Source organism: Pseudonocardia charpentierae (genome assembly GCF_031845345.1).
GTDB lineage: Bacteria > Actinomycetota > Actinomycetes > Mycobacteriales > Pseudonocardiaceae > Pseudonocardia > Pseudonocardia charpentierae.
This window is the reverse complement of record NZ_JAVREJ010000026.1, coordinates 1-22,153: the sequence shown is the minus strand read 5'-3', so window position 1 is coordinate 22,153 and position 22,153 is coordinate 1. Positions and strand designations below refer to the sequence as shown.

23 protein-coding genes and 1 pseudogene are annotated in these 22,153 nt (G+C 67.1%); 6 read left to right on the top strand and 18 right to left on the bottom strand.

Annotated elements, in window-relative coordinates:
* Positions 1-766 precede the first annotated feature (766 nt).
* Complete coding sequence (locus RM445_RS26755) at positions 767-1,036, top strand: hypothetical protein (protein ID WP_311559630.1); 270 nt, start codon at positions 767-769, stop codon at positions 1,034-1,036.
* Between the two features lie 202 nt (positions 1,037-1,238).
* On the opposite strand, the gene RM445_RS26750 is transcribed toward RM445_RS26755, so the two are convergent.
* From RM445_RS26750 to RM445_RS26725, 6 genes are all read right to left on the bottom strand, one after another.
* Positions 1,239-1,430 (bottom strand): hypothetical protein, encoded by a 192-nt coding sequence (locus RM445_RS26750; protein WP_311559629.1) that lies wholly within the window; start codon positions 1,428-1,430, stop codon positions 1,239-1,241.
* Between the two features lie 548 nt (positions 1,431-1,978).
* Positions 1,979-2,389 (bottom strand): STAS domain-containing protein, encoded by a 411-nt coding sequence (locus tag RM445_RS26745; protein ID WP_311559628.1) that lies wholly within the window; start codon positions 2,387-2,389, stop codon positions 1,979-1,981.
* Positions 2,390-2,607: 218 nt separating this feature from the next.
* Positions 2,608-3,090, bottom strand: a complete 483-nt coding sequence (locus tag RM445_RS26740) for an ATP-binding protein (RefSeq protein ID WP_311559627.1) — start codon at positions 3,088-3,090, stop codon at positions 2,608-2,610.
* Between the two features lie 669 nt (positions 3,091-3,759).
* A complete protein-coding gene (locus RM445_RS26735) occupies positions 3,760-4,101 on the bottom strand; it encodes a cupin domain-containing protein (RefSeq protein WP_311559626.1) in 342 nt (113 codons plus the stop codon).
* Positions 4,102-4,307: 206 nt separating this feature from the next.
* The gene (locus RM445_RS26730; protein WP_311559625.1) at positions 4,308-4,526 is read right to left on the bottom strand and encodes a hypothetical protein; all 219 of its coding nucleotides are present in this window, start codon (positions 4,524-4,526) and stop codon (positions 4,308-4,310) included.
* 779 nt (positions 4,527-5,305) lie between these two features.
* Positions 5,306-6,700, bottom strand: a complete 1,395-nt coding sequence (locus RM445_RS26725) for an alpha/beta fold hydrolase (RefSeq protein WP_311559624.1) — start codon at positions 6,698-6,700, stop codon at positions 5,306-5,308.
* Positions 6,701-7,925: 1,225 nt separating this feature from the next.
* Here RM445_RS26725 and RM445_RS26720 point away from each other — a divergent pair.
* On the top strand, positions 7,926-8,912 hold the full coding sequence (locus RM445_RS26720; RefSeq protein WP_311559623.1) for an ornithine cyclodeaminase family protein: 987 nt from the start codon (positions 7,926-7,928) through the stop codon (positions 8,910-8,912).
* Here the strand turns inward: RM445_RS26720 and RM445_RS26715 are convergent.
* The 9 genes and pseudogenes from RM445_RS26715 to RM445_RS26675 all read right to left on the bottom strand — a co-directional run bounded on the left by RM445_RS26715 (position 8,882) and on the right by RM445_RS26675 (position 14,024).
* Positions 8,882-9,064: a hypothetical protein gene (locus RM445_RS26715; protein ID WP_311559622.1), complete on the bottom strand. Its 183-nt coding sequence runs from the start codon at positions 9,062-9,064 to the stop codon at positions 8,882-8,884. The two genes, RM445_RS26720 and RM445_RS26715, sit on opposite strands and share 31 nt — an antisense overlap.
* A gap of 146 nt (positions 9,065-9,210) precedes the next feature.
* Positions 9,211-10,008, bottom strand: a pseudogene (locus RM445_RS26710) (IS256 family transposase); the annotation flags it as partial.
* A gap of 345 nt (positions 10,009-10,353) precedes the next feature.
* Positions 10,354-10,623 carry a hypothetical protein gene (locus tag RM445_RS26705; RefSeq protein WP_311559621.1) on the bottom strand — a complete coding sequence of 90 codons (270 nt, stop codon included), beginning with the start codon at positions 10,621-10,623 and terminating at the stop codon, positions 10,354-10,356.
* Positions 10,624-11,253: 630 nt separating this feature from the next.
* On the bottom strand, positions 11,254-11,439 hold the full coding sequence (locus RM445_RS26700; RefSeq protein WP_311559620.1) for a hypothetical protein: 186 nt from the start codon (positions 11,437-11,439) through the stop codon (positions 11,254-11,256).
* A 107-nt stretch (positions 11,440-11,546) separates the two neighbouring features.
* Positions 11,547-11,720, bottom strand: a complete 174-nt coding sequence (locus RM445_RS26695; RefSeq protein ID WP_311559619.1) for a hypothetical protein — start codon at positions 11,718-11,720, stop codon at positions 11,547-11,549.
* A complete protein-coding gene (locus RM445_RS26690; RefSeq protein WP_311559618.1) occupies positions 11,720-11,902 on the bottom strand; it encodes a hypothetical protein in 183 nt (60 codons plus the stop codon). Before RM445_RS26690 ends, RM445_RS26695 begins: the two co-directional genes overlap by 1 nt.
* A gap of 460 nt (positions 11,903-12,362) precedes the next feature.
* Positions 12,363-12,599 carry a hypothetical protein gene (locus RM445_RS26685; protein ID WP_311559617.1) on the bottom strand — a complete coding sequence of 79 codons (237 nt, stop codon included), beginning with the start codon at positions 12,597-12,599 and terminating at the stop codon, positions 12,363-12,365.
* 86 nt (positions 12,600-12,685) lie between these two features.
* Positions 12,686-13,039, bottom strand: a complete 354-nt coding sequence (locus RM445_RS26680) for a histone-like nucleoid-structuring protein Lsr2 (RefSeq protein WP_311559616.1) — start codon at positions 13,037-13,039, stop codon at positions 12,686-12,688.
* Between the two features lie 574 nt (positions 13,040-13,613).
* On the bottom strand, positions 13,614-14,024 hold the full coding sequence (locus RM445_RS26675) for a hypothetical protein (RefSeq protein WP_311559615.1): 411 nt from the start codon (positions 14,022-14,024) through the stop codon (positions 13,614-13,616).
* A gap of 906 nt (positions 14,025-14,930) precedes the next feature.
* Here RM445_RS26675 and RM445_RS26670 point away from each other — a divergent pair.
* Positions 14,931-15,131 (top strand): helix-turn-helix transcriptional regulator, encoded by a 201-nt coding sequence (locus RM445_RS26670; protein ID WP_311559614.1) that lies wholly within the window; start codon positions 14,931-14,933, stop codon positions 15,129-15,131.
* A gap of 129 nt (positions 15,132-15,260) precedes the next feature.
* Here the strand turns inward: RM445_RS26670 and RM445_RS26665 are convergent, their stop codons facing one another.
* Positions 15,261-16,052, bottom strand: a complete 792-nt coding sequence (locus RM445_RS26665) for a hypothetical protein (RefSeq protein WP_311559613.1) — start codon at positions 16,050-16,052, stop codon at positions 15,261-15,263.
* Positions 16,053-16,056: 4 nt separating this feature from the next.
* On the opposite strand from RM445_RS26665, the gene RM445_RS26660 reads away from it, so the two are divergent.
* The gene (locus RM445_RS26660) at positions 16,057-16,326 is read left to right on the top strand and encodes a tyrosine-type recombinase/integrase (RefSeq protein ID WP_311559669.1); all 270 of its coding nucleotides are present in this window, start codon (positions 16,057-16,059) and stop codon (positions 16,324-16,326) included.
* Between the two features lie 370 nt (positions 16,327-16,696).
* Positions 16,697-17,428, top strand: coding sequence for a hypothetical protein (locus tag RM445_RS26655; RefSeq protein ID WP_311559612.1), 732 nt, complete (start codon positions 16,697-16,699; stop codon positions 17,426-17,428).
* Positions 17,429-18,562: 1,134 nt separating this feature from the next.
* On the opposite strand, the gene RM445_RS26650 is transcribed toward RM445_RS26655, so the two are convergent.
* Positions 18,563-19,174, bottom strand: coding sequence for a TetR/AcrR family transcriptional regulator (locus RM445_RS26650; protein ID WP_311559611.1), 612 nt, complete (start codon positions 19,172-19,174; stop codon positions 18,563-18,565).
* A gap of 61 nt (positions 19,175-19,235) precedes the next feature.
* Between RM445_RS26650 and RM445_RS26645 the strand changes: the two genes are divergently transcribed.
* Complete coding sequence (locus tag RM445_RS26645; protein WP_311559610.1) at positions 19,236-20,381, top strand: glycosyltransferase; 1,146 nt, start codon at positions 19,236-19,238, stop codon at positions 20,379-20,381.
* Positions 20,382-20,668: 287 nt separating this feature from the next.
* Here the strand turns inward: RM445_RS26645 and RM445_RS26640 are convergent, their stop codons facing one another.
* A complete protein-coding gene (locus tag RM445_RS26640; protein WP_311559609.1) occupies positions 20,669-21,565 on the bottom strand; it encodes a M20/M25/M40 family metallo-hydrolase in 897 nt (298 codons plus the stop codon).
* Positions 21,566-22,153 lie beyond the last annotated feature (588 nt).

Sequence of the window (22,153 nt, the reverse complement as noted above, 5' to 3'; positions counted from 1 at the left end):
AGATCGCGCTCGCGTCAGAGAGCCTCGCCATTTGGGGGACGTCGACGTCGTGCGGCAATTCGTCTGCGACATCGAGCTCGAGGCAGAACCTGGAGGATGGAGTAGGACGCGAGCCGCTACCCGATCTATCGACCGGGCAGCGCTTTGATCTGCGTCTCAGGCAAGCGACTCAAGTATGAGGTGGCCAAGCTGCGCCGGACCAATGAGATCTTGAAGGCGGCTTCTGCTTTCCGCGGCCGAGCTCGACCGCCATCCCACGCTCGTGAGGTTCATCGCCTACACAGCCTTCTGGCTGTTGGTGGAGCTCCGGGCAAGGACGCTGTATGTCGCGGCCGACGATGCGATGTCGCGGCCGACGATGCGCTGCCGGGGTCAGCACCGGCGGTGCCGACTCCCGCGGTGGCACGGGCGTACCGCTGGGTTGCAACTGGTGAACGCGACGGCGCTTCGGTGAGCAGGCAGGAGCACGACACCGGGAAGACGATGTGGCCGAAGGCAGCCTCAGACCGCGCCGTGCGACCCGCTCCGCGATCAGGGAGATTATGAGTCGCCGGGAGATGATGATGTCGAGTGATGCCCCATGTCGTCGAATCCCATCCTGTGCAGGTCAACGGCAGGCGGGACAGGTGGCGCAGAATCCTGCCACCACGGCGGAGACTAACGGCCTCGTCGAAGCCGTTGTACCGCTGGTGATCCTATTCCTGGCCTATTACTGCGGCGGTTACGTGGCGGGGCGGACGGCCGGTTCAGCGGCGTCAAGCAGGGCGTGGCCGTCTGGGTATGGGCGGTCCTCGCCGCGGCGGCCGTCGCGATCTTAGCGGCGATCGCGGGCGCCCGGCTCGACGCGCTGACCGACCTCGGCGGTCTGCCCCGGCTCCCGATCGGCGGGGATCAGCTGACCAGCGGTGGGGTGGTCACCGCCCTGCTCGCGCTCGCCGCCGCCCTCGCTGGGGCCGTGCTCGGCGGACTGGCCGGGATGCGGTTCCACCGCAAGGTCGACCGCGTGGATGTTGGGGATGTTGGGGATCGAACCTAGCCCTTGCCCGAACGACGTATTCTGGCCGCCGGCTGGCGGCCGGCGGACGTGTCGACCTCGTCGTCCGCAGCGAGCCGCAGGTTTCGACCCTCGCTTCGATGCGCCGCGCGGACGTTGCGGGCGCCGCGCACTCGCCCGGAAGAGCCGGGCCGATCCGCAAAATTTGGCAGGACGAGGAGGGAAAGGGCCTTTTCGACCCGGGTCAGATCCGTGACCGTCGGCCCCGCGTCTGCGTCGCGATGTACACCGCCCACGCCAGTGCGGCGATCGCGGCGATGATGCCACCCCACATGAGCAGCATCGCGAGGGTGCCGTCGCCGACCCGGGGGGCGAGGAACAACCACGCCAGCAGGCCGACGACGAACAGGACAGCGGGACCGATGAACGCGCGCATCGCAGCCTCCTAGGCCAGCGTCAACCGCAGGATGCCGTTGACCTTCTCCAGGATCCCCCTAGTTCGCGGCTGTCAGGACGGCGATCTCGTAACACTTGACCGCCGGTCTCAGCGGCCCAGCCTTGGCGCGCCACCGCGAGCTTGGTCGTGTCCCGCCCTCGACCGTGTGCTTGACGCCGGGGCTACTTGGCCGCCCCGCCCGCGGCCTTGCCCCCTGAGATGCGCTCACGCTGCGACGTCGAGCGCAAACGGCACCGCAAACCCGGCTGGTCCCCCGACGACCAAGGCCTTTGGGTACTCGGGCCAGATTCTTGAAGTTGGCCACGTCGAGCGCCTTCGGCAGAAGTCGAACGACCGCTGGACGAACCAAACGGCGTGTCCCGCCACCGGGCCGGCATCGTGGACCTCGACCGCCCACCGTCAGCGCCGGGATGGACGGCGACGCAGGGGCGTCCGCGGGGAGCGGGCGTATCGGCTCAGCGTGGGCCGGTCGGGGTGAACGGCCGCGACGGGTGGTCCCGGCGGTAGCTGGTGGACCCCGCTGGCCTTCATGACCGACAGGTTCGCACCGGGATGGCGGCGGCGACGCCGGCGGTCTCGACCATCCGCCGGACCGGACCGTCGCCGGGGATGAGGAGCTCGCCGGCAATCTGAAGCGCCTTCAGATGTGTACCGAGCCGGTACAGCACCCACAGGCCGGCGCTGTCGATGTAACGCAGGCCGGTGAGATCGAGTGTGACCGCGGCGGGTTCTCCGGTGATCGCCGCCAGGATCTGCTGCTCGGCGACCGCGGCGTTCGCCAAGTCGACCTCACCGGTGATGGTGATACGGACTGTGTCACCGCAGCGCTCGACCTCGACGACGACCTCGGTCGCAGGTTCGTCGTCTCGTCGGGGTGATGCCGCGCCGTCCCCGCCCGCGGGCCGCATCCGACGCTCGTCCACGCGGACAGCCAACACCGAGTGCACCGTCCGGTACAGGTCGGTGGGCGGGGGATATTCGGCGGGAGCCGCGGCGTTGCTTCGTCGACGCCGGCGCAGTGGCCTGGGCAGGGCGGGCGCTTCATCGGCCGCTTGGTTCCAGTCCCGGAAACAGCTCGCCAAAAGTAGCGGTGCGCGGCCGGCATCGCAGGTGCTGTCCTCGCTCGCCTCGGGTGTCTCGCGGGTGCGAGCGCGGGTCAGGCGCGGTGGGCCCCCGCGGGCCGGGCACCACGGGTGGGTGGGCTCGGCGAGCGGTCCGGGGCGGGGCTGCGCATGGGATGGCGCAGCAGCACGTTGGTGCCGCGGTGATCGTGGTGGATCAGCACGCAGTCGATGAATCGACGCATCAGCACCAGGCCCAGGCCCTGCCCGCGTGGTCGCGGCCCGGGCGGCGGTTCGCGCCAGCGGCCCTGGTCGCGGATCTCGACGCACAGCGCGTCGGACTCGACCCAGTACGTCACGTCGATGACCCCGGGCTCCGGCTGATGTTGATAGGCGTGTTCGACCGCGTTCGCCGCCGCCTCGCCGACGGCCAGAACGACCTCGTCGCGGCGGTCCCGCGACAGCGGAAGCGGCCGGAGGTACTCGTGCATCGCGTGCCGCAACCGGCCGAGCTGCGCGGGTTCGGCCGGCAGCGTGAGACGAACGTACTCAGTGCGCTCCGAGCGCGGTGTGGTCACGGACCCTCTCCCCAGGCTGCGCAGCTGAGTCCCGGTACCCGAATGATACGAGGCAGCGGAAGCCCCAGCTCCAAGCCGAAACGGGCGGCAGCGCGGAAAGCGGGCGGCAACGCACGACGAGGCACCCGGCCCGTATCGCGTCGCTATCTGCCGATGGCCCGAACCCTGCGACCACCACCGCAGCCCACACACCCCATGTAGCGGACTGTGGCCAGGTTCGACGGATGCGGCCCGACCTCGGACCCTGGACTGCGGGGCCCCCGGAGGGCTTCAAACCCAGACCGGGACCTTCTAAGCTTGATCTTTAACCCGACCGCTTCTGATGCGCGGTGATGGTCATGTGGCGTTTGACGGTCTTGCCGACGTCGTAGCGGGGTGCGGGCTGCCGGTTGTGGGAGCCGGGTGGGCGTCCGGGGCCGGGTCGGCTGGGTTTCGGCGCCTTGGCCAGGAGGGCGGTGGTCGGGCGGAGGCTCGGAGAAGCCGCGGCGGGCCCGGGCCGGGGTCAGGCGGGCCGGCCGGGCGGGTTTCTCCCAGGGGCCGTCGCAAATCCTCGGCGAGCGGGCGGGCGAGACGCAGCTGCACGTTGCCCAGGTCGTAGGTGGCCCTGATCTGGGGAGCCGCCCGCATTTCCCGGCCGGGCGGGGCTGACGGGGCACAGGTCTGGGTCAGTCAGCTGTAGTAGTCGTTGCCTCGGGAGAACTCCACGAAGATGCACGGCTCGCCGCCGACGGTCCAGGCATCGTGACCGGGCGGCAGCAGCATCACTTGGTTCGGGCCGAACTCCTCCTCGCTGCCGTCGTCCATTACGACATGCAGGCGCCCACTGAGCACGAGCGCGACGTGCGGCAGCTCGCAGCTCTGCGTTCCCGCGTAGTCTTTTAGGTCGTTCGACCACTGGGCTCCGACGTCGAAGCGCACCCGAGTGACGGAGACACCGTCGAGTTCGGCGGTCTGCTTGCTGATCAGGCCATGGACGTTGGGCGACACGGTGTCCAGGTCGGCCTTCTGCATGGCCGGGGAAGCTGTCGAGGTCATGGATCCAGTCTTGCTCGCCACCGGAGGAGCAGGCGACCGCCGATCGGCGAAAGAAAGACGATCAAGTTGGGGTAGCCTCCGTCAGCGAACGATCGGTCACCGGCCGCGGGCGGCCCCCGACGACCCCGACGGCGCAGCCAACGGCCGCCAGGTCGGACCAGTTGCACCGGATCCAGTCCTGGTCACCGAACTCGATCGAGAACCAGCTCGGCCGCGTGCGTGATCAGGTCCGGTTGGGAGAACTGAATGTAGTGGCCGCTGCCAGTAGCGATGAGGTGCGGGGTCGTGGGCGCCAGAGTCACGAAGCTGCCTTGCGCGCGCTGGTACTCGTCGTTGAGCAGGGACGCGGGCAGTCCCGGGAGGTCGGAGAGACCGGCGAACGGCTCGGTCTTGGTAAGCACGGCGAGTGGGAGTTCGCGAGCGCGTCCTGTACCGGTGGCCCCGCCGGGGGTGGGGCCAGTGTCAGCACGTCGGTGCTGTTCCAGACGTCGGAGGAGTCGTGGTAACCGGAGACGAGGACCACTGTCGGCTCGCCCGGGGTGGCGGGGCCACGACAGTCGATGTAGATCGTCCGACCTGCGACGTCTACTGAATGGGCGAACGGCTCGGGCCCGGCGGCTGGCGAAGCAGTCGAGGATAGCGACGGCGTACTGTCGGCGGCCGAGCCTCGGACCGAGTCGGTCGAGCAGGCCGACGTGAGGAGCAGTGCACACGCCGCAACCGCGGCAGCGGTCCTCGCTCCACCCGCCATCTCCATGTCCCCGTCCCCGCTTCTCCTGCGCGGCTCGAGCAGCCACCCATCGCGGCCCAACTCGTCCATGCAGGCAGTGGTCGTCGCCGATGTATCGAGGGTGCAGCAAGAGGAGCCGCTTCGGTCCCGACAGCACGAAACCGGGCCGTCGTACCGCCGCGAGATGAACCGGTGCGGAGTTCTGGAACCAGGTGTAAGCACATCGGCTCGTCGCGACTGGAAACGGAGCGCGTCGCCTCCTCGCCGCGCACGTGCCACCGGGACACCTCAACTTGACAGGACAGCTAAATGGCCGTGTCGTTGAACGTGACAACCGCCCAGTTGCGGCGACTCGCGGGGCCGCTCTCGTGTCGCCATTGGTTGATGCCCGTATTGAGGGCGCGCGAAGGAGACGCGGTCTGCCGTGCCGCCGAGTCCGCATCCCCATATTTACGCGGTCTTGAAGGGCGGCGCTGTCACCGACCGCAGGCAGCTGTCGTCGTAGGCACTTTGGGGCTGGTTGAGGAAGTTCCGCATGATGGTGACTGCGCAGTCCGGGGACCAGATGAGCACGTCGTGCGCGGCTCCCGGGAAGACCAGGACGCGTGAGTTCGCGAGCCCGGACGCGGCGGCTTCGGCCCAGTTGGCCGGGGTGATGGCGTCGAAGCTGCCTGTGAGCAGGAGCGCCGGGACGTTACTGCGGGTCTGCGTCCTGAGCGACGCATCGGCGGGGGGCACGTTCCAGATGCCGCAGTCGCGGAAAATGGTCGGGACTTGAGGGACTAGTGCGAGCACGGCGTCGGGGAAATCGGGCAACGCCTTCTTTGCCTCTGCCTGGACGCGGTCCGGACTGGTGAACGGTGCCCATTCCCGGCATACCACACCAAACTGCAGGCCATAGCCGGTAAGCCCGGCCGGCGGCCGGGTGTCGAGCAGAGCGGCGGCCGCCTGCGTGCCGTCGCCAGTGGCCAGGTTGTGGACCCATGCCGGCACCGTGGACAGGTCACCCGGGCTGAGACTGCCGAGCACGATCAGGTTGGCCAGGGTGTAGCCGTCGAAGACAACGTTGATGTTCTGACCGCTCGTCGGGTCGGTGATCGGGATGGTGCGCGGCTGGGCGGTCAGCTGGTTAACCAGCGTTCGGAACTCGCTTTCGACATCCGGGAACGCGGTATGGCAGGCAGCGTCGGCGGCGCAGCCGTCGAACAACGCCCGGTAACCGGCAGCGGCGTTGGGCCAGAAACCATCGAGCAGGTTGAGTTGCGGTGGCACGACTGAGTCGAGCACGACGCTGCGGATTCCGTCCGGGTGATCGCGCAGGGTCTGCAGCACGAGGTCGGTGCCGTAGGAGACGCCATAGAGGTTCCACTCCGGGAGGCCGAGTGCGACCCGCAGGTCGGCGACGTCGGCCGCGTTCTCCGTGGTGTTGTAGGCAGACAGGTCCCACCCCTCGGCCATCAGGCGGTCGTGGCAGGCCTGCGTGGCGGCTGCGCTGCGGGCGGCGAACTCAGGACCGGTGGGAGCGAGGGTCACTGCCACCGCGTAGAAGGCGTCGATTTCGGGGCAAGCGAGCAACGGCTGCGCCTTGAGCGCTCCTCTCTGATCGATGAAGATCACATCGCGGTCGGCGTTCCATCCGGCCCGGACGCGGGCGACGGCTGAGGCAAGCCCGGTCCCACCCGGGCCTCCCGCCAGGTAGACGAGGGGGTCGGGAGCGGGATTGGACGATGTGGCCTTGGCACGCGCGACCGGGATCCTGACGGTACGACCGTCCGGCTTCGCTCGGTTCTCCGGTGCGATGAGCGAGCCGCATTCGAAGTCGGGGCCGAGGTCAATCTGCGGCACGCCCTCCACGATCGGGTTCGGGCACGGACCTACCTCGTATCGGGAGCCGCCAACCGCTGGGGAGCCGGTCGCGCTCATGGTTCCGGGTTGCGCACCGGTGGGCGCTGTCGAGGTACTCGGTCCGCAAGCGCTCAACAGGACGGTCGTGATGGCCAGGCCGACGAGGACCCCTCGGTGGGCACGACGGTGTCCCCTCATGGTGTTGCCCCTTGCTGTTGTCGGCCGCGATGCGGCCGTGGGAACCGCAACCTCGGGATGACGTCGACGATCCTGGCCCGTTGACCGCATGTCAACGACCAATGTCGGCCCCCGCTCGGTCACGACACGCCTACTCAAGTCGAAGCATCAAACCGACCTGTTGATACGGATTCGAATGAAGTCTCTATGTATTCATCAGGCATAGGCGATCAGCCACGAGCATTAGCTTACCGACCAACATCGGCAAGACGATCAAGGCCTGTCCGTGAGGCCACTGGATCACCGTAGACAGCGCTGGAGCGGCCGTCGGAGTGCGATTCTTTATAGACAGGGACGGCGCGTCAGAGAGGACCACACGAGCTCTGACTCGTAAACTGAATCAGCGCGATGCTGCGACGTCGGTCACAGCCTACTGGCTGCGGCAAGATCGAGAGCTGATCATCCTACAGCTGCCAACTTTGCCCTACGCGAGTACCTGACGTGCAAAGACGCAGGTCAGCACAGCGCTGCAAGCGATCCTCCTCTTAATCAGCGGGTTATAGGTTCGGTTCGATTCCTACGCGGCACTACGCGGAGCACCAGTTCTCGCAGGCTAGAGCGTTGGCGACCAGCGGAGCGAGCTCTCAGGCCTGATCGAACTACCGGATTGGTGAGCGGAAACCTGGAGCACGTGGCGCCTCAATGCGTCGGCGGTAGCCGCGGGTGAGGATGCTGCAGCGGTTTGAGACTGGCGGTGGATCTGATTATCGGCTGCGGCAGCCCCACGGCTCGGCAACCTGGCCGCCACCTCGCTGACGCCGACACCTGGGTCTGGCAAACCAACCCAGCTCGCGGATCTCGGCGTAGTGAAGCGGATCAAGGCGCGGTACCGGTCGGAGGGGCGGGAGCGGCCACCACCGGTCCGCCCCGTTTGGCTACGTCGGCGAGGATTGTTGGAAGCTGCTCACTAGGATTCGATCATCTGCGGGGTGTACGGTCCGGGCCCGGCGTGTCGAGACGACGTGCCTCCGTTGCCGGAGGGCTGGGCGTGCTTGTCCTCAATCGTGCGCAGGTCGAGTCCCTGCTGGACCTCGATGCGTTGATCGATGCGCTGGCCGCGGCGATGGCCGACCTCAGCGCCGGGCGCGCGTCGGTCCCCGATCGGACCGCGGCGATGGTCCCGGAGCGAGATGGGTTCCTGGCCGCGATGCCGGGATATGCGCCGTCCACCGGCGTGCTGATGAGCAAGCTGGTCTCGCTGTATCCGCAGAATGCGGGCGGCCCGCTGCCGACCCACCAGGGGGTGATCGTCGCGTTTGATCCCGACAATGGTCGTCCACTGGCGTTGCTCGATGGGACCTGGATCACCGCCATCCGCACCGGGGCATGCTCGGCGCTGTCCGCGCGGTTACTGGGGCGGGAGGACGCGGTGACCCTGGCCGTGCTCGGCACGGGTGTCCAGGCGCGAACGCATGCCCGCGCGATGTGCCGGGTACGACCGATCCGCCGGATCCGAGTCGCCGGGCGCGACCCGAGCAGGGCAGCCGCGCTGGCCGCCGAGTTGGCCGCGGTCCTCGCCGTGGAGGTCGAGGCCGCTTCGTCGTATCAGGAAGCGCTGGACGGCGCGGACATCGCCTGTGCGACCACGCACGCAGTCGAGCCGGTCGTGCGCCGCGCCTGGCTCACCCCGGGGGTCCACGTCACGTCCGTCGGATACAACCGATCTGGCCGGGAAGTCGACGATGCGACGGTGGCCGACGCACTGGTATTCGTTGAGTCCCGGCACGCCGCCCTTGCACCGTTCCCGGCTGGCAGCAACGACCTGACGATCCCCATCCGGGACGGCGTCATCGGTCCGGAACACATCCGCGCCGAGCTCGGCGAACTCGTCGCGAACACCAAGCCAGGACGCAGCTCCCCCGAGCAGATCACGCTCTACAAATCGGTCGGCGTGGCCGTGCCGGACGCCGCCGCCGCCGCCCTGGTCATCCGCGCTGCCCATGTTCAGGGCGTGGGCCAGGAGGTGCAGGTGTAGCAGGACGCGCGGGACGCCCGCCGGTTGGTCAGCGGGCCCGGAGCCAATCTGCGGGTCGTCGGCGACACCACCCGAATGATCATCAGCGTGCCCAGGGCGTCCTCCACCCGCGCCACGGTCATCACACCGGGCGGCTGGATCGTTGCCGCCATCTCCGCCGCCCCGCCCCGCGACGGCACACGCCACCGCCTCCAGCGGCCCCGTCATCACTACACCTCGTCCGGGCGCCGGTGCTCCAGGCGGGGTCGCGTCCCGCAGAGTGGTGTAGCTCGGTCAGGGTGAGGCTCTGCGGTTCAGATCATGCCGTCATCAGTTCCGGGGTGGCCACTCCTTCCGCAGATGGGGTCGGAGTCGTGGGCAGTGCCATGGTGGCTTCGCCGAGGTAGCGACGGTCGGTGGCCTGCCATTCGTCGTGGGCCTCGACCAGGACGGCGCCGGCCAGGCGGAGCAGGGCTTCGGGGTTGGGGAATACCCCGACGACGTCGGTGCGGCGTTTGACCTCCTTGTTCAGTCGTTCCAGCGGGTTGGTTGACCAGATCTTCTTCCAATGCCGGGCGGGAAGCTGGTGAACGCGAGGAGGTCGTCGGCGGCGTCACGCAGCATCGACTCGACCTTCGTCGACTGGCGGCCGAGCATCCCGGCGATGACCCCGAGCTGTTCACGGACGTGCGCGGCGTCGGGTTGAGCGAAGATCGTGCGGATCGCCGCAGCGACCATCTCCGCAGAGCCTTTCGGAACCTGCGCCAGGACGTTGCACAGGAAATGCACCCGACCGCTGCCAGGCCGCGCCGAGCAGCACCGCGGCAATGGCCTGCTTGAGCCCGGTATGGGCGTCGGAGATGACCAGCTGCACCCCACCGAGCCCACGCGCCTTGAGCGAGCGCAGGATCGCGGTCCAGAACGCGCCGTCCTCCGAGTCGCCGACGGCGAAGCCGAGGACTTCGCGCCAGCCGTCGGTGCGCACCCCGGTGGCGATCACCACGGCTTGGGACACGACGCGGTGGTTGACCCGGCCCTTGCAGTAGGTGGCGTCGAGGAACACGTAGGGGAACTGCTGGTCGACCAGCGACCGGTCGCGGAACGCGCCCACCTCTGAAACAGCCGGTGGTAGGCGCCGATCACGAACTCCGCGACCGCGTTCGGGTTTCGGTTCCTCGTCCGCGATCGGGCCGGGCAGTTCGCGGCCTCGTTCGACGCGGTCCTGGCGGACGCGGGCATCGAGGTAGTCAAGATCCCGCCCCGGTGTCCTCGCGCGAACTGCTTCGCCGAACGCTTCGTGTTGACCGTCCGCACCGAGATCACCGACCGGATGCTGATCTTCGGCGAGCAGCAGCTGCGCCGGGTGCTTGCCGGGGTACGCCGCCCACTACAACGCCCAGCGGCCGCATCGGGCACTGCGGCTGCGCCCGCCGCGCCCGACATCACCGGTCCCCGAGCCGGTTCACGGCAGGATCCGGCGGCGACCGATCCTCGGCGGGCTCATCAACGAGTACGAGGCGGCGGCTTGAAACCGCTGATCAGGCGGTATGACCGTGTTCTGGAACCCGACAGCCCTTGGCGCCAGCGATACGGGCCAACTCGCGGTTGGCGAAAAAGCCACCGGTGCGCCCTTCTTGCCGCCGATCGCGCCGATCCTTCCGTAGAAGTCCGCCCCATACTTAGCTTTGTTCGTTGCAGCAGCGCTCTTCGCGCCCTCTTTCGTCCCGGCCATATGGCTTATCCTTGTTTACTGCAATAAGCATAACGTAAACGGGTAACATGAAGGTCCGCAATGCGATGGCGTTATAGCTGATGCAGGATCTACACAGTCTTAGGTGCAGCGTTCAGTCGTCTAACAGGTGCACCTTCATTTCCACCAGCCTCTTCAGCACCAAGTGCGCTTCTTCGCGCATAAACGCAACGCCGGATACCGTCGCGTCTGGCCGTCCCTCGTATTCCGTGACTAGCTGCTGCAGCTGAATAGCAGCGGTTTGAATGATCGCGTTCAGTCTAGCTTCGACAGTACCCCGTGCTTCGATATCATCCACCATGGGGCCAGTTAGTCGTCAGCCTGACGCCCTCGTCGGTCTTCGTCACGGGTGGAGTCTACCTCCGCCAACCTGGCGGCGTTATTAGCGATAGGACCAGGATGGCACTCAAGCCTCACCTAGGAGCCGCCTCTTCTCCTCCGAGAGCGTCTCCAGCGTCACTATCGCCGGCTCACCTAAATGTGCCAGACCTGCCACCGTCGCACTGGGGCTGTTCTGATACTCGTTGATGAGCTGCTGCGCCTGCACCGCGGTAGTCCGGATGAGAGCGTTCAGGCGGACCGCCATGTCTTCTCGCCCTTCAAGCTCGTCCACTAGTTTGCCACCAACCCCGCCACGAACGCACGCAGCTGCTCGTTGCCGCATAGCTCCTCGGCCAGGGCCTCCAGGACTTCCTCCGGCGTCACCTGCAGCTCGAACACCGCCCAGCCGGTTAGCATCTCCGCGACGTACGGTGGCAACGACAGTTTGACTCTGGTCGCGCGGTCGGTCTGCAGCATGCCGGGAGCGTCGCTACGGACGGGTGAATGACGAAGCCCCGCCACGGCGTGTCTGCTGTTACGGGGCTTTGATCTTTTTGCGGTGCTTCTGACGACGGCCGTCCTGCTTATTCAAGTGGCCGGTCGTTTCCCAGTTGCTGCCACTGCCAGCGGATAAACTCGTCCGTAATATCGAGTAGCTGGCGCATCCTCGCCTCGGCCTCGTGCCGGTCCGCCGCGCACTCCCGTCGCATCTGCTCGAGGATCGCCGCCACGCGCTCGTTCCAGGTGCGCTCGTCCATCAATCGGGAACCAGCCCAGCTACGTAGGCCGGAAGCTGCCCGTTACTGCATAGCTCTTCATCAAGCGCTGCCAGCACTGCATCCGACTCTTCGTTGAGGTCACTCAGTGCCCAGCTCGTGGCGGTATCGCGGACGTGCGCAGGCACAGTGAGTTTGATCGTTGCTTCCTGCTTGGTCAGCATGGGCGGAGGCTACTGCGCCACCGTGATCCTGACTAGCTACGCGCGGCCGCTTCAGCAACGAGAGTCCAAGCGACGTGACGGATGCGGCGAATGCTGCCGTGATCCAGTTCGCCGGCCAACCCTTAGCATCGTTGTATGCGAGGACCCTGAAGGCAACAAATGATGCTGTAACCAGGTACGCGATGACAATTAGCATCGTCACGCGCTGCAGCACGTCGGTGCCGGCGTGGTATTCGCTCCGCTTCTCAATTGCAAAGCCAACGACAGCACGGGCAAGGCTTGTGCCGCGGCTTTATAGTACTCGATGTCCACATCGTGGTCAGCCCTCAAGGTCACCACAGCCCCATGACGCTGACGGCGACGAACTGTACCCGGCTATTACCACCATCGAGCAAACTCGTCGGCGATACGCCACGCCAGGTCCCTGAAACGCATTAGAGTCGCCGATCGTCAGCGCGAGTCAGTACTGCGGCGGCCCGCCCAGCCACTCCGCTGCCGCGTCGACGAGCTCGGGAGGCATCGAGGCGAGGCCGTCGGTGCCGTCTGCCACACCAACGACATCTGTGACGTCAGGGCCGACGTCGATGATCCAGCTCTGCCCGGAGGGTCCCTGCAGCGCGTCGAACTGGTTCAGAAGCCATGCGATCTGATCGGGTGGGACCTGGGTTTTCGAGAAGACGCTCACCGTGGTCGGCACGATTCGACCATATGCAGCAGCCGTTCGTGATCGCAGCCTCCGGGAAGGCAGCGGCGGGCACAGGTGCCACCACCGCTGCCACCGGCTCAGTTGGCGGCCTGGTACGCCTCCATCACCGACTTCGAGATGCGCCCGCGGTCGCTCACCTCATGACCGTTCTGCCGGGCCCACTCGCGGATCGCGTGCGTCTCCTCGCGGTTCGAGCGAACGGGCGTCTCGGTCATCGGCGCCTGCCCCTGGGTGCGGCCTCGCCCACCGGAACGTCCGCCGGCCTTCCGACCGTGCTCGATGAAGGGAGCCAGGGCCTCGTGGAGCTTGTCGGTGTTCTCGTCCGACAGGTCGATCTCGTAGGCACGGTTGTCCAGCGAGAAGGTCACCGTCCCGACCGCTTCCGAGCCATCGATGTCGTCGATGAACCTCACGGTCGTCTGCTGTGCCATTGCGCACTTCCATCCATGGTGGAGAGGTTGAAGGAGTCACGACCGATTCTCCGGGCGATGCTGAGCATCCGCAACTTTCCTGCCAAGAATCGCCGAACAAGGTACGGGCGGTCACGCACCGCCACGCCTCCGCAACCGCAACGCCTGGACGAGTGCCCGAGCCGCAGCGCGTCGCTTCGGGTCCCTGGAAAGCATCGCAAGCAGCCCGGCGATACACAGCAGCAAAGCGTGCACGACGGGCAAAATGAGGGTTGCGCAGGCAGCGGGAACCACAAGCAGAACCAGGTCGAGCAACAGACACACTCGTCCTTGTGCCACACATACCCGCGCCTGCCGTTCTCGACACGGGCCCGAGTCGGCAAACCCGCGGCGACTGCCGGAGCGTGCAGCGCGGTGATCAATGGTCCGAGGGCCAGGTCGTACTCCCCCGGCCCCGTTGAGGCGGGCTGCCAGGCGGCGTCGAGCCCGTCCCACGAGGCGATCACCCGCGGCGCCCGATGCTCCTCAGCTGTGCCTGGGCCGAGCAGGTAGGCCAACAAACCGGCCGGGCGCCACCCGTGCACCACCTTGGTGATCACGACTGGCCCGAGCGCCCCGCGGGTGAGGAACGCCGCGCACCAGACGACATCGCCTCCACGACCGCTGCGGTCACCGCGTCGATCCGGCGCAACACCTCGACCACAGCTGCCCGGTCCGACAAACCCGGAATGCCGAAGAAAGACTGGCCGGGCAACTCCTTGGCCGCAGGCGCAGCGGCATCGACCTCCACGACCGGCACGCGCCGCAGGGCGGCGACCTCTGCGCGCAACGCCACCAGCGCCGCGACCAGCTCCCGCCCCGACCACAGCCCTGCCCCGCCGACCTCATCGAGTTCGTCTCCGACCGCTTCCATGCGGGCCCGGCCGACCGCGGTGTCCCCCACCCACGCCCCCACCGACATTCCTGCTCGAGCCGCCGCCTCACCGATGACCGTCGCTTCGTCCAAGGTCAACGGCACCCGCACCGACTTGCTACGCGCCACCCCGGCCCGAGCTCGCCGCCGCGCATGGGACGCACCAGTCGGAACCGGGTCGCTGCTCGACACGACCCCGAGCCTCACCCACGTCGATGCCGACCCCGTTCCCCGCCGCTCCCTGCCTGCCCTCCCGTCGCGGCGATACACGCCAGGCACCGGCCGCCAGACGGCTCGTCCAGCAACGACACCACCTGCACCCGCCGTCCACACACCGCCATCGGCCCGTCCTCCTCCGGAGGCAGCTCCCACACCGACACCGCATGAAACAGCCGGTCAGTCCCATCGCGTAGCCACACCCACCGCGACGGCTCAACCGGCGACACAACCCACCACCCCGACCACGACTGCCCTCCGCCCGTCCGTTCTACGAGCTCGAAGCGCAGCAGGAATGACCGGCCCGTGGGGCCGAGGATCGGAATCTGTGGACAACACGCGCGAGAAACGCGCCGGTGTGGACAACAAACGGAACCCCCCGGTTCCGCACCACCTCGACAGCGGGAAGTTCCACTTCCCGCATATCTTGCTCCGCCGGGGGCACAGCAGGGCACAGCCCGTTCGAGCAGCGGAAACGGTGGTGAACCGGCTCGAGGGGGAACGACTCGGGACCACCGGTCGATGGCGAGTCGCGATCCACAGCCAAACGCCGATGGCCATCTGATCCACAGATTGCTGCCCGGGCCACTTCGGGCCGAGGAACTGTGCCCAAGCTGAGTCATGCAGACGAACGTGAAGGCGCGAAGCGCGCGGGGTAAACTGCCAAACCCGCCGTGGGGGGAACGGCAGGGAACGGGGCAGGCACTGGCGCCTCTGCAGCGTGAGCAATGGAGCACGTCGCCCGGACGGCTTCACGACGTTCACCGATGCGGAGACACAACCATGGCCGAGCGCTGGTACTCCACCGAGGAACTCGCCGAACTCCTCGGCCTCGATCCCTCCTCCCTGCGCCGCTGGCGCACCGCCCAGCCGCTGCAGGGACCCCCGTTTGTGCGGCTCTCGGCCCGCAAGACGATCTACAGCGCGACCGATGTCGACCAGTGGCTGCGCACCCGCCGCACCGACCCCTCGACGGCGGCGTAGATGCCACCCGTCGATCCTTCGAAGCCGGTCGTGCTCCACACCGACATCGAGGAACGCCGCGGTCCACGAGTCACAAGCCACCGTGCTCGCGTCCGCTGGTACGACGAGGCCGGTCGACGCCACTCCCAGTCACGCAGCTTCGCCGACCGGCAGACCGCACTCGACTGGCTCACCGAACTGACCGACGCCGCGGAACAAGGTCTCAACCCTGACCGGTTCGCCCAAACCCTCGCGGACTACGGCGAATCGGCACTCGAGCTCGCCCTTCGCGGGCTGGAACCCAAGACGACCGTCCCCTATCTGGCTGGCTGGCGCCACCGGATCGTCCCTTCGCTGGGACACCTCCCCACCCGGCTCATCAGAGCCGGAGAGGTCGACCGCGCTGTCGCCGGCTGGATCGCCGATGGCGCGAGCCGCTCCACGGTCAAGAACACCCTGGCCATGCTCGTACGCATCATGGAACAGGCGCTGCGCGACGGCATCGTCGATCGCAATCCCGCCCGCATCAGCGGCTGGCAGCACGAGTACCAACGCATCGAGGACGAGCTCGACGACCCTCGCAGCCTCGCCCTGCCCGACTGGAGCGCGCTGCAGACCCTCGCCGACGCCCTCGTCGCCCGCTCGGCCGACCAGTACCGCGGCTGGGGCGACATCGTCATGTTCGCCGCCGCCACCGCCGCCCGCATCGGCGAGGTCTCCGGCTGCCGCGCAGTCGACATCGACACCAAGCGCTGGTTCTGGACCGTCCGCCGCCAGACCACCACCTCGCCCGGCGGGCTGGTCGACAAAGGCACCAAGGGCAAGCGCGCCCGCGTCGTGCCCCTGATCCCCGAGGTCCGGCCGTTGATCGAACGCCGCCTCGCCCTGGCCGCCGCCCGGCCCGACGGCCGGCTCTTCGTCGGTCCGCGGGCGGGTCTCCACCGCGATCCTGCGCGTCGCCACCCACTGGGACGACGTCGTCGCCTCGCTGGGCTTCGACCGGCTCCGCCGCCACGACCTGCGCCACACCGGGCTGACCTGGATGGCCGACGCCGGCGTCCCCCTGCACCACCTCCGCAAGATCGCCGGACACGGCTCGCTCACCACCACCCAGCGCTACCTGCACCCCGACCACGAGTCGATCACCGCAGCCGGTCACCTGCTGTCCACGCACCTGAACGTTGGTCCCGACCGTGCACGGCTCCGCGTGGTCTAGCAGCGCCTGGTCCCAAATTGGGTCCCAAGCAGCCTTCAGAGATCATCTAGGACGATCTTGCCCGAGATATCGGTGGCCGGACCCACGGTCAGCTCCGGCGACATAACCGCTGGTAGAACGACTGAAGCCGGCGCCACGAAGATCGCGACACCGGCTTCAGAACTCTGTCGGGACGACAGGATTTGAACCTGCGACCCCTTGACCCCCAGATGACTCCTCGGCGTCCACCTGGTGTTCCCGACTGCTGTTTCAGCAGCTCAAGGCGGGTGCAGTGTCCAACGAATAGTGGCCAGTCCCGGGTGATGCCGGGTGTCGTGCGACCACCATGCGACCACCGATGTCACTGTCTATAGGACGGTAAGATCTGCTTTTGGCGTCGAAGGTGCTCGTCCTGGACCCCAGCGCGGCTGCCCGCCCCGTCTCCCATCGGTGCGGCACCGGTTCAGGGCACGGCAATCTCTGTCATCTGTGGCGGCAATACCTGGTTCGCATCACCGATACCGTGCGTGAAGGCAACAGACGGGAAGAGGCGATGGACCCCGCTACGCTCGCTGTCGTCGGCACGCTCTCCGGTGTAGTGATCACCGCCGTAGCCGCACTGCTAGGGAACCTCCTGGCCGCCCGACATCAACGTGCAACTACCGAACGCCAACTCCTCCACGCCGTCAGCGAACGCCTCCGCACCGAACGGCGAACAACGTTCGTCGACTACCTCAGCGCCTACAGCGACCTTCGCGAGAAGATCAATGCCAACGCCGGGAGCCGCCCCGCCGAAACGGCTGCTGCGCTCCCCCACACCGCGCAAGCGGCGAGCGGGCGGCGACGGGCATCTCGCGTCGACGAGTACGCCGCAGAGGAGGCGGCCCGGTTCAGCAGGGCCTATCACACCCTTCGCATCACCGGTAATAACGCCGTCGGCGAGGCCGCCCACCGCTGCACATCCGACCTTTGGGTACTCGCCGACCTCGCCGCTATCGGTGATCCGCGCGAGTTCGAGGAGGGCTGGCAGACAGCACAACGCTCACGTCGCGACCTACGCGAAGCGATGCGCGCCGAACTTGGAGTCACGGAACCACAACTTCGACTGCCAGGAGCAGGTTGACGCGGTGTTGACGCCGGACGCGTCCACGCGGATGTAGTTCACCAGCCGGTCGAGCCGAGTCCAGACCGAGCCACATGTCCGTGCCAGGCCCGGTCTAACGTTGCATGAACTCGTTGGGTGTCTCTGAGCACGCTCGCTCGTCGGCGCGGAACTGGGAGACCGTCGAGTGCTGTCTACCCTCCTCACCCATGGAGTGGTTCACGCTGGTGAGCACGGCCGTCGGTGTGGTCCTTGGCATCGGCGCGACGAACGTCAACGAGCGCGTGAAGTGGAAACGCGATCGTAGGAAGGCGCTCTACGAGTCGCGCAGCAAGCTCTACGCCGAGTACCTGTCAGGCTTGACGAAAACACGGGACGCTATCCGCATCGTCGCCCGAGGTTCTTACCCGGCCGGCGCCACTCGAAGCGAGGCAGCTGACGCCGCGTTCGCCTCCCAGAGCATCTACGCCGGCCGGTATCAAATTCGGATCATTGCGTCGGGCGATGTAGCCGAAGCGGCGGCGCAGGCGCTGCGTCGACTAAGAGATATGCGGTCCGTCATCAGCTACCCCGCTCATACCCACCTCACGTTTGGCGGCCCGGCCGCCGGCCACGGCGCTTTCGATGGACACCTTCCGTTACTACCGTCGGACACAGAGAAACCTTCCTTAGCCGCATGCCGACTCCCTCACCCCCCGACGGTGCCCGTCGCAACCCCACCAGATACCTGCGCTCCTGCAGGTAGGCGACGAATCCGTCGACGTCGGTCGCGGCCTGGGGGAACGGCAGGAACGACAGGGAACGGCAACGGAACTGCACTGCACGAACTCTGACGGCATCCGCAGCAGCGATACCGTGCGCCACGACAACAGCTGGGAACAGGTAATGGACCCCGCCGTGCTTGCTGTGCCCGCCGGCTCGGCGACGAGCCCGGCCCAATTGCCAACCCTGATCTCACCAGGCCGCTTCCAGGAGTTCTTCGAGGCTGTAGTTCGCGAGGGCGACGAGCAACTCTTGGCCGGCCCGGGCCGGCTGATCGCACTCGCCTGTAGATTCGGCTCGGACACCCTGGGCGACATCCCGGCCTGTAGGAACAGCCCAGCGAGCTAACGAAGCACGCGGAACGGGGAACGTCGGTCGGATCGGCGTGGCGGGTCAGGGAACAGCCTGTGCCGAGTCGGCGCTGATCTGCAGCCGGATGGTGTCGCGGACCCAGCACCTGTACTGGTCGGGCGACCACCCTCGTTCAATGACGAGGTTCCGGTAGGTCCCGATGTTCATCAGGCCCCACAACATGTCCGCGAACAGCCCGACCGGCATCGTCGGCGGCAACTCGCCCTCCCGCTCAAGCCGCCGGCCCACCTCGAGCAGCCCGTCGTAGTGCTCCTCCTCGCGCGGGAGCAGGGTCCGATCGACCTCCGGATGCTGCCGTCGGGCCGTCGTGAGGGACTCGTGTATCCGCCACACCCTGGCCACGATCTCGACGTCCGCAGCGATCGTCGCGTCGAGCACCTCCAGGGCGGTCATCGCATCGGTCACTGGATGTCGCCGGAGGGCCGGGACGACGTCGGTGTCGAAGACGTGCAGATGCAGAGCGGTCAGCAATTCGACCTTGGACGGGAAGTGCAGGTAGATCGCCTGGCGAGAGACCCCGGCCTTCTTCGCGACGGCCCCGAGGCCTGCCCCGTAGTAACCGAGCTCCTCGAACATCGCGCGCGCCGCCTCGAGGATCTGGCTCCGCGTCTCCGCACGTCCACTGCTTGACACCCTGTAAACCCTAGCCTACTTTACAGGCTGTCAAGTTCCGCATGACGGGGAGGGGTGCCCCATGAGTCGCTACCTGATCGCAACCTGGGACGGCGCAGGCAACCTCGCACCGACTCTGGGGATCGCCCGCACACTCGTCGAGCGTGGCCACGACGTCCGGCTGATGGGGCACCGCACCATCGCCCAGCGGTGCGGCGACGTGGGCACCCGCTTCATCGCGTTGAACCAGGGCAAACTGTGGGACGCGATGGACGACCCGGGCGACTTCGAGGACGAGATCCGGCTCCTGATCGACGAGCTGTGCTTCAGCTCGACCATCGCCGCGGACCTCGCGAAGGAACTGGACCGCGAGCCCGCGGACGCGGTGCTGGTCGACTGCATGCTGTTCACCACGATCGACGTCGCGCTGGCGTCCGGCAGCCCGACCGCCGCGTTGTTCCACACCGCATACACGATCTTCCGAGGTGGACCGCTGGTGGAGATGTTCGCCCCGGGCGTGGCGATCGCGAACCGGCGCCGCGCGAAGCTCGGCCTTCCCGCGGTCGAGACGCTCGGCGACATCCACGACTCCTGCGCATGCGCGATCGTCGCGGTGCCGAAGGAGTTCGAGCCAGACGTGCCGGATGCGGCCAACGTCCTGCGCATCGGACCCGTGCTCGACGCTCCCCCGCTGTGCTGCGAGACCGACGAGGTCGACGTCCCCGCCGGGTCGACACCGCTCGTCCTGGTCAGCCTCAGTACCAGCGAGCAGGGCCAGACCGACCTGCTGCAGCGGTGCGTCGACGCCGTCGGACAGTTGCCGGTGAACGCCATCGTGACGACCGGACCGTCGATCGATCCGAAGTCGGTGACCGCGGCGGCCAACACGCAGGTAGCGCGGTACGTACCGCACACCGAGATCCTCCCGTCGGCATCACTGGTGATCACCCACGGCGGTCTCGGCACCACAATGGCCGCCCTCGGCCACGGTGTGCCGCTGCTGTGCACCCCGCTCGGCCGAGACCAGTTCTTCAACGCCGAACGGGTCCAGGACCTCGGCGCGGGCCAGATGCTGATGCCCGACGTCGACAGCGATGCGATCGCGCTCGCCGCAAAGGACATCCTCGGCGACAGCCGCTTCACCACGGAGGCCAAGCACATGGCCGACGCAATAAGCGGCTACGGCGGCGCGACACAAGCCGCCACAGCGCTCGAAGCCCTCGCCTGACGAGCGAAACGCGCCAACGATTGCCACGCCGTCTCGCGGTCGGCGATCCTCAATAAACGGGCGAGGCAGGACTCCGAGGTCCCGAAGCGGCACGCCACCGCGCGAGACTGGTCGCCCTGGTCAGCTACCGCGACGACGTCACGGCGGAACTCCTCGGATGCGGCGTGAGCACCATGTCCATCCTTCCAAGTGAGGACGCATCCTCACCGGAAGGAGTCAACCAAAGCCGGGCCAGACCCCCAAGCCGATTACCGCGGCAGGTTCACCGGCAGCATCGGCTGGTCCGGTCAGCGCAGCTCATTGGTGGACGTCGCAAAGTGGGCGAGGGTGCCGGCCAGTGCTCGCAGATAGTGGTTGAGCACCTCTTGGTTGACGTTGTCGATGCGGTCACAGGCCTGGTGGTAGCACCCGTCATAGGGTTGGCCAGCTTGTCCGCCCCAGGCATTGGCCTGCCCGACCGTCTTCTCTTCAGCGTCGCCGTTCTCGGCGCCGCCGACCGGGATTCCGGCCTCGATGAACGGAGATTCGTCGTCGCCGACGAACTCGACGATCTCCGGGGCGGTCACGCCGGCAGTAGCCAGCTGGGCGACGAGCACCTGCGCGATGTCGGCTGAGCCATCCGGGCCAGCCATCTCCGAGTCGCCACCTTTTCCACCTTGGACGAAGTAGCCGGCGTTCGGGGATGCCACCATGTCGACATTCAGGTACATCTGGATTTTCTGGCGGTCATCGTCGGACAGGCCCTCGACGTACCCGGTCGAACCGAGGGCCCCAGCTTCTTCGTTGCCGAAGAACGCGAACCGTACCGAGTTCTGCACCGAAGGGTCGGGACCGAGCCGTGTGGCGATCTCGAGCAGGCTTGCCACGCCGGACCCGTTGTCGACGATGCCGGGTCCTTCTGGCACCGAATCCAGGTGAGCTCCGATCATGACGACACGGCCGGGGTCGCCAGTACGGGTCTGCGCCAGGACGTTGCGGTCCGTCCCGGGCGCGAACCCGTCTTCGTCGTCTCCCGATGTCTGATAGGTCGGAGTGTTGACCTCGAAGCCTGCACCTCGAAGCACGCCGACCACGTAGTCGACACTGGCGTTGTAGCCGGGGGTTCCGACTGCCCGATTCCCGCCATTCGCGTCGGCGATCTTCTGCAACGCTTGCAAATGCTCTAGAGCCCCGCTGTCGGTCACTGTGCCGGCAAGCTCTCGGACCAACGGCGCACTCGACATCGTGACCGAGGGGCCAGGCACACCCGCGACGAGCGGAGATGCCGGCGTCTCCACCGCTCCAGATCCGCATGCCGCCACGGCGAGCACCACTGGAATTCCCATAGCTGCACGTGTTATCCGGCATCGAGCCAGCGTTGACGCCAACTTCATTCAGGAACCTTTCAACTTAGCTTCGCCTGCCGTGCACCGCGGCTCGTATATGCCTGCCCTCGTCCGACCGAATGGCCTAGCGGCCGGGAGCGATGCAGCCACCGAGCTCACCACCGGCACTCCTTCATGCCCGCAGTCAGGTCACGCGAGGTCATGGTTCCAGGCTGATGCTGTGGTGACGCTGAGTTCGAAGTTTGTGGCCGCTCGCACGAACACAACCGGGACAGCCATCGACTCACGACGAGTCCGATCGGTGAGTTGAATGGAATGGCTGTCAATGGCCAGTTCGTTCTCCCCGCTGGCGGCCAGGAGTTGTCCCCACTGGTGGCCAGATAGTTCTCCCCGACGGCGGCCAGATAGTTCCCCGCCTCGGGTCGTTCGGGGTCAGGTCAAGGCCGT